This is a genomic window from Neobacillus mesonae (assembly GCF_001636315.1).
Lineage (GTDB): Bacteria > Bacillota > Bacilli > Bacillales > Cytobacillaceae > Neobacillus > Neobacillus mesonae.
On the sequence record NZ_KV440949.1, the window covers coordinates 464,168 to 476,626 of the forward strand.

15 protein-coding genes are annotated in these 12,459 nt (G+C 39.9%); 2 read left to right on the plus strand and 13 right to left on the minus strand.

Annotated elements, in window-relative coordinates; all coding sequences use genetic code 11:
* Window positions 1-33 precede the first annotated feature (33 nt).
* From A6749_RS02235 to deoD, 3 genes are all read right to left on the minus strand, one after another.
* A complete protein-coding gene (locus A6749_RS02235; protein WP_066384591.1) occupies window positions 34-858 on the minus strand; it encodes a hypothetical protein in 825 nt (274 codons plus the stop codon).
* A 156-nt stretch (window positions 859-1,014) separates the two neighbouring features.
* Window positions 1,015-2,502, minus strand: a complete 1,488-nt coding sequence (locus tag A6749_RS02240) for a lmo1851 family serine protease (RefSeq protein ID WP_456237950.1) — start codon at window positions 2,500-2,502, stop codon at window positions 1,015-1,017.
* 184 nt (window positions 2,503-2,686) lie between these two features.
* Window positions 2,687-3,391 carry a purine-nucleoside phosphorylase gene (deoD, locus tag A6749_RS02245; RefSeq protein ID WP_066384593.1) on the minus strand — a complete coding sequence of 235 codons (705 nt, stop codon included), beginning with the start codon at window positions 3,389-3,391 and terminating at the stop codon, window positions 2,687-2,689.
* 172 nt (window positions 3,392-3,563) lie between these two features.
* On the opposite strand from deoD, the gene A6749_RS29125 reads away from it, so the two are divergent.
* Complete coding sequence (locus tag A6749_RS29125) at window positions 3,564-3,692, plus strand: hypothetical protein (protein WP_269085676.1); 129 nt, start codon at window positions 3,564-3,566, stop codon at window positions 3,690-3,692.
* A 61-nt stretch (window positions 3,693-3,753) separates the two neighbouring features.
* Here A6749_RS29125 and A6749_RS02250 read toward each other — a convergent pair whose 3' ends face one another.
* The 3 genes from A6749_RS02250 to A6749_RS02260 form a co-directional block, all read right to left on the minus strand.
* On the minus strand, window positions 3,754-4,062 hold the full coding sequence (locus A6749_RS02250; protein ID WP_066384614.1) for a YodL domain-containing protein: 309 nt from the start codon (window positions 4,060-4,062) through the stop codon (window positions 3,754-3,756).
* Between the two features lie 132 nt (window positions 4,063-4,194).
* On the minus strand, window positions 4,195-4,965 hold the full coding sequence (locus tag A6749_RS02255; RefSeq protein WP_066384617.1) for a sporulation protein: 771 nt from the start codon (window positions 4,963-4,965) through the stop codon (window positions 4,195-4,197).
* Between the two features lie 173 nt (window positions 4,966-5,138).
* Window positions 5,139-5,312, minus strand: a complete 174-nt coding sequence (locus tag A6749_RS02260; RefSeq protein ID WP_066384620.1) for a YozD family protein — start codon at window positions 5,310-5,312, stop codon at window positions 5,139-5,141.
* Between the two features lie 177 nt (window positions 5,313-5,489).
* Between A6749_RS02260 and A6749_RS28290 the strand changes: the two genes are divergently transcribed.
* Window positions 5,490-5,657: a hypothetical protein gene (locus A6749_RS28290; protein ID WP_161487107.1), complete on the plus strand. Its 168-nt coding sequence runs from the start codon at window positions 5,490-5,492 to the stop codon at window positions 5,655-5,657.
* Here A6749_RS28290 and A6749_RS02265 read toward each other — a convergent pair whose 3' ends face one another.
* From A6749_RS02265 to A6749_RS02295, 7 genes are all read right to left on the minus strand, one after another.
* Window positions 5,658-6,353, minus strand: a complete 696-nt coding sequence (locus A6749_RS02265; RefSeq protein ID WP_066384623.1) for a hypothetical protein — start codon at window positions 6,351-6,353, stop codon at window positions 5,658-5,660. It lies immediately after the preceding gene.
* A 140-nt stretch (window positions 6,354-6,493) separates the two neighbouring features.
* Window positions 6,494-6,715, minus strand: coding sequence for a YozE family protein (locus A6749_RS02270; protein ID WP_066384631.1), 222 nt, complete (start codon window positions 6,713-6,715; stop codon window positions 6,494-6,496).
* A gap of 112 nt (window positions 6,716-6,827) precedes the next feature.
* Complete coding sequence (locus A6749_RS02275) at window positions 6,828-7,109, minus strand: YokU family protein (RefSeq protein WP_066384635.1); 282 nt, start codon at window positions 7,107-7,109, stop codon at window positions 6,828-6,830.
* 12 nt (window positions 7,110-7,121) lie between these two features.
* Window positions 7,122-8,543, minus strand: coding sequence for a lysine 2,3-aminomutase (kamA, locus tag A6749_RS02280; protein ID WP_066384637.1), 1,422 nt, complete (start codon window positions 8,541-8,543; stop codon window positions 7,122-7,124).
* Between the two features lie 144 nt (window positions 8,544-8,687).
* Entirely contained in the window at window positions 8,688-10,082 is a 1,395-nt protein-coding gene (locus A6749_RS02285) for a sigma-54 interaction domain-containing protein (RefSeq protein WP_066384641.1), read from the minus strand.
* A gap of 66 nt (window positions 10,083-10,148) precedes the next feature.
* Window positions 10,149-11,003 carry a putative beta-lysine N-acetyltransferase gene (gene ablB, locus A6749_RS02290; protein WP_066384652.1) on the minus strand — a complete coding sequence of 285 codons (855 nt, stop codon included), beginning with the start codon at window positions 11,001-11,003 and terminating at the stop codon, window positions 10,149-10,151.
* Window positions 11,004-11,175: 172 nt separating this feature from the next.
* On the minus strand, window positions 11,176-12,450 hold the full coding sequence (locus A6749_RS02295) for a peptidase (RefSeq protein WP_066384655.1): 1,275 nt from the start codon (window positions 12,448-12,450) through the stop codon (window positions 11,176-11,178).
* Window positions 12,451-12,459: the final 9 nt, after the last annotated feature.

Below are 12,459 nucleotides of genomic sequence, written 5' to 3' on the forward strand. Positions count from 1 at the left end.
CCTTTATTAATGAGCTTATCACTAATAAAGGTGTTATTGTTGTACCAAGTAATTTTCTTGTAAAAAATGAAGCGAATCGATTTTCCATGCATCCTGCGGCGAAAAACGCACTAAATGCAAATCTCCGCGAAAGAGATGCTTTCCGGTCTTATTAAACCACTCCACATCAATTGGAACATCCAAGCTAATTTCCTGTGTTAAATCTTCAGGCGGCAAATACTCCAATCGAGCTAAATTGATATATTCAAGCTCAGGCATAATCTTCTTCCAGTTTACCTTTTGCAGTGAAATTTTAGAGACAATTGGCTCATCCTGCTGCTTAATCGCGGTAAAATAAGCATAAATCACATCATATGGGTTTGCCTTTGCCAAATATTCATTCAGTTTACCAGCAGCTTTTAATATCATGAGCTTATGTGATAAATCCATTGAATTCGTTCGATGTGTCGTACTGCCATAAAAATGAATACAGAAATGGCCTGGAAAATTATTTTGAAGTGCCCCCGCACCATGGGGCATTCCATGCATCGATGCAGCAATCCAATGATCTTTGTGAATCACAATAATAGCCCTTCGTTTCCAGCTCCATTTTCCGCCATATATTTTTTTCATAATGCTGGTATCTTTTACAGTGAGGGGCTGTACATCGGCATGATTGCTTCCGGCACGTCTTTGCACCTTAAATTTCTTCCCAGTTTCAATATCTAATACTGTAAATTTTGTATATTTTGGCACAATATGATTAACTTCTTTCCAATCAGGCATTGTGACCTTATAACTGATGGCAGCCTCTGCCTCTGTCTTTTGCCCGCCAAGGAGAAAAAAAAGTATAAAAAGAATGACTGCCGCTTTTCTCATTAGCTTCCTCCATTCATTTTAATTCTCACATTTAAAGAATTACCTGAAGGGGCAGTTATCATTCATTTTTTTACTGGGATAAAAGAAAAAGCGGATGGATCACCAACCGCTTTTTCTTCTTATTAAATCATTCCCAGTAACAGGTGTCGCTCAAAGTTATTTGATATTTCCTTTCAAAACTTCTACAGCCTTATTTAACTGGGTATCATTTTTTTCAATTTTCTCCCTTAATAGCTCCATAAGCTTGATGGTAGAGTCGCCTTTTAACACACCATCAGCTTTTAAATTATTGGCCTTTTGGAAGGCGATGACCGCTTCTTTCGTTTTTTCATCGAAGAAACCATCAACACGTCCCGGTTTATAGCCAAGCGCCTTTAACATTTTCTGTGCTGTCTGTACTTCCGTCGAAGCATTAGACTTAGTTAATGCCTTATCCGGATCAATAATGGACAGCGTCGCATATTCTGGCAGCGCCACCGAAAAATCCGGTTCTATACCTTTTTTATGAATCCAGTTGCCATCTGGTGTGAGCCATTTGGCAATAGTATATTTAATATTTGATCCATCTTTAAAGTCGGTTGTTGTTTGAACCGTTCCTTTCCCAAAGGACTTTTCTCCAACGAGAGGGACTCCAGCCGATTCCTTCACTGCCGCAGCAAGGATTTCAGATGCGCTGGCACTTCCCTTATCAATCAATACGACCAATGGAAGATCGGGATTACCTGCATTTTGTGAAGGGATTTCCGTGATTTTTCCATCTCGGTCTTCCTCTTTTACAATGACCTTCCCTTTTGGAACGAACATGCTCGAGATGCTGACTGCCTGGTCTAATAAACCTCCAGGGTTTTGCCTTAAATCCAACACGAGGCCTTTCATTCCTTTTTTCTGCAGGTCATTTAAGGTTGTCACAAGCTCCTTAGATGTGTTACTAGAGAAGCTGGTAATTTGAACCTTCGCAATTTCTTTGTCGACCATTTCTCCATAAACGGTTTCAATAGGAATTTCATCACGAATGATTGGAACCGTAATTGGATTATCCTGTCCAGGACGTTTAATCGAAAGCTCCACTTTTGTTCCTTTTTTTCCGCGTATCATCATGACTGCCTGGGTCGAACTTTTCCCTTGAAGACTTTGTCCGTCAACTGATAAAACAACATCATTTGGTTTTAAGCCAGCCTTTTCAGCAGGCGATCCTTTAATCGGTGACACAATCACAATATGGCCATCTTTTTCCTGAATTTCCGCCCCTATTCCCTCAAAGGAAGAAGAAATGGTATTATGGAAACTTTTTGCCTCTTCTTGGCTCATATAATCGGAATAAGGGTCATCAAGCGCCTCAACCATACCATTGATTGCGCCATTAATCAGCTTCTGATCATCTGTTTTTGTATAATACTTACCTTTTAAAGTATCAAACGTATCATATAGCTTATTAAATTCTGACCGTTCATTGCCGACGGTTACAACCTTTTCTCCCCCAAACGAAAGGGCAACAGCCGTAATCCCTGCCGATAAAAAAACAATTAAAAATAGCAGCATAATAAAGTGGAATTTTTTCAAATGAATGTAGCTGGATTTATTTTCAACAGCGTGATCTTGTTCAACTTTTTCTTGTTCGTTTTTCTCTTCTTCCAAAGCCTTCACCACTTTCATCAACCCAAAAATAATTACTCTAATGTAATACAGCTGAAGCTATGTATAATTCTCCAATAAAAAAAGAATCCTTAGAGATTAGAATAACATCTTTTTAATTAAATTAACAAAGAAAAAGATAGTGATTGTAAAAAAAACGAAAACCTCTTCCTAATGGAAGAGGTCCAGAAGCTGTTTATTCCTTAATAGCTGCCTCCAGTGCTACTTCAATCATATCATTAAAGGTTAACTGTCTTTCTTCGGCTGTTGTTTCTTCACCAGTTAAAATATGATCACTGACAGTGAGAACTGACAATGCTTTGCGGCCAAATTTAGCTGCTAGTGTATAAAGTGCTGAAGTCTCCATCTCAAGCGCTAGAATTTGATATTTTGCCCATTTTTCAAGCTCCGCGTTATCATTATAGAAAGAATCTGCTGTGAACACGCTTCCTACTTTTAAATTTAACCCTTTTTCGATTCCAGCATCATAGGCATTCTTTAATAGTTCAAAGTTTGCTGTTGGGGCAAAGTCAACATGTCCAAAATTAAGGCGGTTCATATTCGAATCAGTCGAGCTGGTCATCGCCAAAATAACATCGCGTACCTTAACATCTTTTTGGATGGCTCCGCAGGTACCCACACGAATTAACATTTGTGCGTTGTAGCTCTGCATTAATTCATGAATATAGATAGAAATGGACGGAACTCCCATTCCTGTTCCTTGTACGGAAATTCTTTTGCCCTTGTATGTCCCTGTGAAACCGAACATATTTCGTACTTCGTTATAGCAAACTGCCCCTTCTAGGAAATTCTCGGCAATATATTTAGCTCGAAGCGGGTCGCCGGGAAGCAATACCGTTTCAGCGATTTCATTTTCTTTTGCAGCAATATGTATACTCATTTGAATCCCTCCAATACTTGTCCTTATTATGTACCATAGTCAATATATCATAAACGAATTTCAATGAAAAACCAAAACGAAGAAAATGACATGAAATTTTTAAATTGTGGGAAGCTAATCTTGATTTACAATCAAATACATTGCTGATGGTGATGTAACGGGAGGAATGGAAATGGGAAAAAAGCATCGTGCAAGAATTAACTCACCGAAGAAAAATAATCATATTCCTGCTGAAGCGATTGTCGCGGAACACGAGGCACATGCAAAAGAACATCAGGCAACCGGCGGAAGAAAGCGATAATTTGTTTAATAAAAAATAAACCTAAGGACCTCATGATTCCTTAGGTTTTTATTGTTCAAAATTACAGCAATGTAATGCGGTTAATAGGAACCCAGCCGCCTGGTTTTAATTGGTAATAATATTGTCCGCCACGACCTTCATCAATTAATATGATATCACCAGTCGATAAAAATCTTCCTTTATAATTGGCTGGGATTCTATCAGTTACGTTAAAACGGCTAAAGGTTTCTTCCAAACAATGTTTACGGCTGTCGGCCGGTATATTTATTCGATAGACTTGTTGATGACCTTTTTTCTCACGCTGTCTTGGTGTTTGAAAGATGGTCACATCATACTGCATATTGCCTCTTCTTGTTAATGCCTTGATCATCAATATCCCTCTGAATTAATAGAATTTTTAGTCTTATCTATTAATTAGAGATGGATGTTGTCAAATCCTTCGACGAAAAAACACTAATTTTGTCGATTATATGATATCTCCCTTTACCTTCATTGTTTTTGGTTAGGAGTATCGTTGAATCACCATATAGATTTTTTCCTGTAAATATGGAATATCGGAGTCAGTGACAATTAATCTTACATTTGTTTCATCTGTTCCGAGCGCCTCTGAGAACAACCCGGCAATGCCTCTTGCTTTCCGGTCTACCTGGAACATAATCTCTAGACCGCCATGGGCAGATGGAAAGAAAACGACTTCAAGCTCATCCAACCTGCCGCGAAATGGTCCAGATACAGGAACAAATTCAAATTCTTGAACAAACGGGAGCCGCCCCCTCATTCGTCTTGGAGCCTCCTCGCAATCCGCTTCCCTAATTCTAAATCCAAGCGTATCTATTGCATTAAAAATGGCGGTCATTAATGAATTGGGAACAACCTTTATATAATCTTTGTCACTTGGGTCTACACCGCCTTTAATATCAAGATCGGTGGTTACCCATACTTTTGATCTGCCAATTGACAGTGGTGTATCGAATGGCAGCTGAAATGTAAACGGAATGTCTGTTCTTTCATTTTTTCCTATTTGGAACGGGGTTGTCAGCCGAAAACGATCGATTGTTGTATTAACCGAATACTTTCGATCATCTGACTCTCTTAAATAGGTTGTATTTAAAGAAAGGTAAATTTCATCAATCTGCTGGTCAATTTTACCTCCCCTAATTTCGACGATGCCCTTGACTGTTTCGCCAGGCATATAGGTTTCTTTTTCGAGCTTTGTATCCACTGTTGCCGCCCCGATCCCCACGCTGGCAAATACTTTATTAAAGAATGTCATGTATTATTTCCCCCTTTTTACCTCATCGATATATACGGGTTTATAAAATTATGGTTTCGTTTTCTAAAAAATTTTTTCGATAGTAAGTATGATTGCAAATAAAAAGCGAGCATGAACATGCTCGTTTAAACAATCTATATTTGATGAGAAGGAAATCTTATCTTTTTAAAAACTTATTCCTCCTCCACTTCTTCATCGATGATACTTTTTTCAATTAAATATTCAAAGGTAATGTCTGCGATTTCTTCCAATTCTTCTTCACTTGGAACATATCCCCTTTTTACAAGCTCATGGAAGAAGAATTCGGCGATTTCTTCTGTATCAATAAAAACTTCGATTTCTTTCAAACCATCGACCCCCTTTTTACAGAATGTATGAGCTTCGTTGTCTTTTCATGCTAGTAACTTAGCTGGATATCTAATGTTGCGATGCTGTTATGTTGGCTGGAAATTTTTCTTTTCTTGGGTCATTTTTTATTGGGACAAGCATAGGATGAATGTAAAGAAATTTTCTGGGGTGGTAGAATGTCTAATTTACAAACAAAGCTGGAGTTATGGATAGCAGATGTTAATCAAGAGGATAGTAACACTTTGAAGCTATTTGCGAAAATTACGGATACCATGTTTTCAATGATTAAATGGGCGGGTATCCCATTTGTGCTTTATTTGTTAATTGAAGCCGCAAGATGGTAGCTATACATGGCTTTTCCCATCATTACTGACGATATTTTCCAATTTCCTCAGTATAACCCGCATAACCTGATAATATTCTTGATCATGGAACAATTCATATAAAATCCGGTAATCATTAAAGATATCCAAAAGGTTATCAATTAACTCTTTCTTTTCTTTTTTCTTGGCGATTTCTTCAAGCTCCGCTTTTCTCACCAGATTTTGTAAACTTGGATTCTTTAGGATCTTTTCCTGTCTATTGACTAAGTAAAGCAAGCCCAGCTTTTGAATAAACGTGTCGGCACTTTCCGCATCAGCGACAAGAGTAAGTTCTTCTTCGCCGGCTTCGAGCCACTCGCCATCGCTGATTCTCGAGAGCTCATAGATGACATCTTCCCAGGCATCCTCTTTATAACGCCAGATTTCAGTGCGGAAGCCGACCACCTTAAACAAATCAGCGCCATATCCGCTTACCTGTACCAAGTCACCGATAAAAAACTTATATTCTATATCAATATGCTCCTGCTCCATTACAGTTCCTTCAAATTCTGAAAGCAATTCTAATGCTGATTCCATAAACAAACCCTGACTTTTATTTACTTCATATACATAATTCCCCTCAAGCCACTTTACATCTGTTATTTTCCCAACGGTGCCATAAATGGTAATCACCACTGTATCACCGATATTATACTTTGGTTTTTTCCGCTGTGTCATTTCCTCCCCTCCCCTCAAATGATGAACCGTAAATTTTGATTACATTATTATATGCGCGTAGGAAAATAAACGCGCATTTTCCTTGATAAAATGAAAAAATCGCCTCTCATATTAAGGCGAATAAAGAGTATTTTTAATTATTATTTTTCTGTACTGATATATTGCTGCCATGCCTCATCAAAAATCGACATCGATTCTAAATAATGTCCATTCAGTTCAAGATATGCCGAAAGTTCATGGTAATCATCAGAATGTTTCGGAAAACTATGATCCAAATAAGCATCATTGGCAAACTTACTAATCGAATCCTTGGGTGACGGATGCCGAAACTTCAACAAAAAATGATAAAACGATTTCCTCATATACGAACGCCCTTCTATTCCAATTTCGTTTCATTATTATACTATAAAAAAGGGTGCCTGACACCATTGTGGATAACTCAGTTATCCACAATGGTGTCAGGCACCAAATGCTTTATGAAAAGTCGAAATAGTTTCTTTTTAATAATCTTGGGATTTCCATCAAATTCTCGAAGGTTATGACTTTGTCGATCTTTTTGCAGTCGATTAAAAATAATTGGTCTTCTATTTCTTTCACTATTGCTTCACTTTGGTAAATCATTGAGCAATCTGGGCAGGAAAACGTTGGGGTTTCACTGATCTCAATTGCTCGTGTCCCGTCCGGCAGTTCCCAATAGACTGATCCGGAAATATGTTCAACGTTCTCGCTTGAGCACCACTCGCATACCGTTTTCATTCATGTGCCCCCCTATTCCTTCCCCTGTTCCGCAACGGCTTCGGGTTGTGTATCCTTTTGGACTAGTGCTTGATATTTCTTTTCTTTTAGTTCATCGCGTTTACCCCGTTTATCCTTTAACGTCGTGTGCTGCGGGTCCTGATTGTATGTTTCCCTGCGATTTAGGCGTGATAACCCTTCTGGAACAAGATTAAAGTGTTCGTCATTCATAATTCCCGCAATGCCGTTCAGCGATTTTTTCTCATCCATTTCCGGATAAATTTCTTTAAAATAGCCTTCCGCCCGTCCCGGTACATAATTTTCCGGCTCTGGATACGACGTAATCACACCCTCAAAATTTCGCAGGACCACTTTTTCCGGACTTTGTGAAATGAGATAATTCGGCTGGAGCGCAATTTTTCCGCCGCCGCCAGGTGCGTCGACTACAAAGGTTGGAACCGCATAACCGCTCGTATGCCCGCGCAGTCCTTCGATAATTTCTAAGCCTTTGGAGACAGGTGCACGGAAATGGCCGATTCCTTCGGATAAATCACATTGATAAATGTAGTATGGACGGACACGAATCTTCACAAGATCGTGCATCAGTTTTTTCATTATAGGTACGCTATCATTAATGCCAGCAAGGATAACGGACTGGTTACCCACTGGAACACCGGCATTCGCCAGCATTTCACAGGCTCGTTTAGAATCTTCTGTAATTTCAATGGATGTATTAAAATGGGTATTCAGCCAAATTGGGTGATATTTTTTTAAAATATTGCAGAGGTTTTCGGTAATTCTTTGTGGAAATACAACAGGTGCTCTCGTTCCAATACGGATAATTTCGACATGGTCAATTTCACGTAAATTTTTTAAAATATATTCCAAAATATTGTCATTAATCAATAATCCGTCTCCGCCGGATATTAATACGTCTCTCACTTGAGGTGTTTCACGAATATAAGAAATGGCGGCATCCAGCTGTTTCTTCGGCACACCCATACCAATCTGTCCGGAAAAACGTCTTCTCGTACAATAACGGCAATACATCGAACATTGATTTGTCACCAAGAATAACACACGATCCGGGTATCGGTGAGTCAGCCCGGGTGTCGGCGAATCTTCATCCTCATATAATGGATCTTCTAAATCATATTTAGTTTTATAAATTTCTTTTGAAATCGGTACTGACTGCATTCGAATTGGGCAGCGCGGGTCATCTGGATTCATTAATGACGCATAATATGGTGTAATATTTAAAGGGATTGTTTTCGTTGAGATTCTGACGCCTTCTTCTTCCTCAGGTGTTAAATTGATTACCTTTTTTAAATCCTCTAATGTACGAATTGTATTCGTCAATTGCCATAACCAATCATTCCATTGTTCTTCTGTTACATCTTTCCAAAGCTCAATATCCTTCCAATGCCTTTTCGGCTTATACAAAAATTGTTTCATAATCCATTCCTCCTTCTTGCCTCACTAAATTAATATGCAAGAATCATGCCAAATTGACAAAGCGGTAATTTAACGCGGTTTTCCTCTGCAATTAACTCGTATTCCTTGTTTCTCAACCAAAAAAGGCGCTGAAATTTCAGCACCTTATAATGAAAGCCTTTTTAATTTGTATTGTAATGTCTGCCTCGGAATGTCCAAAAGCTTGGCTGCTTGATTAATATTCCCGTCCGTTTCCTCCATGGCTGACAAGATCAATGATTTTTCCAATTCATCGAGATTTTTCCGTAAAGAAAGATTCTCAAGCTGCTGATGACTGCTGTGTACAATAGTTAACTGTTGTTTTAACATCACCGGCAGGTCCTCAATTGCTAATATATTCATCTCACAGACATTCATCATATATTCAATCGTATGTTTTAATTCACGGACATTCCCAGGCCAATAATAATTAGCAAAAAAAGTCTCTAATTCCAGTTCCATCCCTTTAATATTTTTTTGAAGCTGTTTATTAAAAAACCCAATAAAATAATCGCTTAAAAACTTAATATCCTCTTTTCTCTCCCTTAAGGGAATTAATGAAAAAGTAAATACGTTGAGCCGGTAATATAAATCTGAGCGCAGCTTATGTTCCTTTAACGCCTTGCTTGGATGAAGATTGACCGCTGCAATAACGCGGACATTAACGACGATATTTTCCGCCCCGCCAACCCTTCTAATGAGACCATCCTCTAATACACGAAGAAGCTTTGCCTGTAATTCAATCGGCATGGCATGCAGTTCATCAAGGAATAGGGTTCCTCCATCAGCAAGTTCAAATAATCCTTTACGCTCGACAGCTCCTGTATAGCTCCCTTTTGCCGTCCCGAACAAAATACTTTCAAGCAATGTCTCCGGTATGGCCGCACAATTTTGGGCAATAAACGGACCGGCAGCCCTTAGCGATTCATGATGAATTCCTTGGACAAACAATTCTTTCCCTGTCCCGGATTCTCCATATACAAGAATGGGAGAATCCGATTTTGCCAGTTTTTTCGCTTCATCCTTCATGCTATTAAAGGCTGGGCTTACTGTTTTTAAGTCATTAAAAGTATAATTCACCTGCTTTTTAACCCTTTTCCGGCTCCCTTTTTTCAAGCCCTTTTGCAGATCCAGCAGCCGTTCGGATAGCAGCTTCATTCGCGAATAATCTTTGGCGATTTCGACGGCACCAATAATTTCTTTATCAACAAAAATCGGTAATGTTGTATTCATCGTGTCAATCCTGGTCCCATGGACATTGACATAAACCTGTGTCTGGTTATATATGGGCTTCCCGGTTCTTACCACTTTTAATAGAGTACTCGATTCTTCTGTTAACGAGGGAAATGCTGTTAATAAATGTTTCCCCAGCACCTCCTTAACCTCCATGCCATCATGCTTCGCGGCAACTTCATTATAAAAGATCGTCTTTCCATCGGTGTTCACCACATGAATTCCTTCATCAATGCTTTTCAGAATAGCCGCAAGCACTTCCTGCGTTAAGGCGGTAAGTTGTCCCATTACTTTCACCTTCCTTCTATAGTGATTACACAAGGTGCTGAAAAATGGGCAGCTGCAGCCGAATTTTTAGCAGTTTGCCAGATTCTTAACCCATATATTCATATTTTCCAGCTTGTCATAAATATAGACATTATTCATTAACCGCCCCCGGTATTTATATCCGAGCTGGTAAAGCGCAGCATTCATCCCAAAGGACAAGGATCGGGCAATGGAATAGGCGCAATAGATTCCATCACGTTTCAGCTCCTGCTCCAGCTCCTGTAACAGCAGCTTCATCAAGCCATATTTCCTGTGTTCCGTGAGTGTTGCACAATCGGTTAATTCAGCATTTTTGTAAAATGAATTAATTTCCGCCGAAGCAGCACTGACGATTTCTCCTTGATGGAAAAAACCATAATAGATTGTCCCATCCTCCATCGTCTTCTTTACATAATCTGGGTCATTTAGCGGGGTTGGATAAATCTGAAATACTTGTCGGTAAAGTGCGGAGAGCTTGGCTGCATCGCTTTGACTCACTTTTTTCAAGATATATTCCTTTGGCGGGAGCGGTCTCTTACCAGGTGGCTCCAATTGATAAATGTTTTGAATGATCCCATCCTCCGTCATCCAATGGTCGGTGGTTTTACGTTCTGAGGTATAAAATTTTGTAAAAAACCAAGCGTCAGTGCCAAGAAAATAACGGTCTATCACTGCCTCCGGCTGGAATCCGGCCTCATAAAAAGTGAACGTATCCTCCGTACGCCCCTTAATAATCAGTTTTTCCACACTATGTTCATGGACCAGTTTCTCGAGTTTCGTTAGAATCTCTTGAATGTTGCCTCGATAATCATCAGCACGGATTCTTTTATTAAATGGATCAAGGCAAACCTCAAGATAAAAATTTGACTCTTGCAAACGAACGGTTGTTTGTAATTGATTCATCTATTTTTCTCTCCCTTCACCTTATGTTTCGTGCAAGCTGTTTGTCTTCGTGAAAAAAATGCCTGACTGTAAAATAAGCCAGACATTTTTCCAACATACCAATTACAAAGCTTATTCTTTTACTACTTCTTCAATCATCCTGTTAATTCCTTCCTGAATCTAAAAAAGAATCCTAATGGGCATGCTCAACCTCACACCAATTGAGAATCGTCAAGGCAATGATTTCACTTGCAGTAAACAATTCGTCTAGGACAATATATTCATTTGCATCATGCGCCATTTCGGTTACTCCCGGACCAAATACGATAACAGGAGTATGACCGACATTGGAAAAAATACCGCCATCTGTTCCCCATGGACTGGCCTCAATTACTGGGGCTTCTCCCTTTATTTCTTTGAAACTATCAATTAGTGCTGTCATCAATGGATGATCATTTTCCAAGCTTCCTGGAAGCCATCTGGCGCCGAACCATTCAATTTTCAGTGGATTCTTACTCAGCCACGGATCCTGTTCATTCAATTCCTGAAGGCACGACTCCATCGTAAGCTGTGCCGCATCCATCGTTTCTTCCGGTGCAACCCCCATCCTGCCTTCGATGGTGGCGGTGTCAGGAACCGAGGATGGCCATTCGCCGCTTATAATTTTCCCGATATTAATCGGAATAGGAATGGGGATGCCTTCGTAGAGGGGGTCTGTTATTTGGGCATTCCGTTCTCTCTCTAATTGTTGCAGACGCCCGATAACAAGGACCGCTTTTTCAATCGCGCTGATTCCTTCGTAACGTGTCCCGCCATGGGCCGCTTTTCCTGGGACTGTAATTCTAAACCACATGGATCCTTGCTGCTTTGGAAAGAGTTTCATATTCGTTGGTTCAGGAATGATCGCTCCATCTGCTTGATAGCCCCGTAAAACAGCCGCCAATGTTCCTGCCCCGCCGCTCTCTTCTTCGATAACACTTTGAAAAATAAGATCCCCTTTCAGCTTAATGCCGCACGCGACAATTGATTCAATCGCTAATAAAAGGGCAGTATTTCCGCCCTTCATATCAGTAGAACCTCTCCCATACAACTTGCCGTCCTCAATATGACCGCTAAAGGGATCATGTGTCCAGCTTGTTTCGTCACCAACCGGGACCACATCAATATGCCCGTTTAAAATAAGCGATTTGCCGCCGCCTGTTCCCTTCAACACAGCAACAAGATTAGGATTGCCTTCAAAGCTGTGGCGGTCACAAAAATAGGCGGGATGGTCTTTCAGTTTCTCACCGCCAATTTCCCATATATCAAGCTTTAAACCAAGCTGGCGGCATTTTTCGATAATCACTGCCTGGGTACTGCTTTCATTTCCTCTTGTACTGTCTTCCTGGACAGTTTTTTGCAATAATTTGATTCCCCGCGCCCGATTCTCCTTCAGCCAAGTTCTGATTTTCTCTTCTTCGTTCTTCAATTGTCCCGC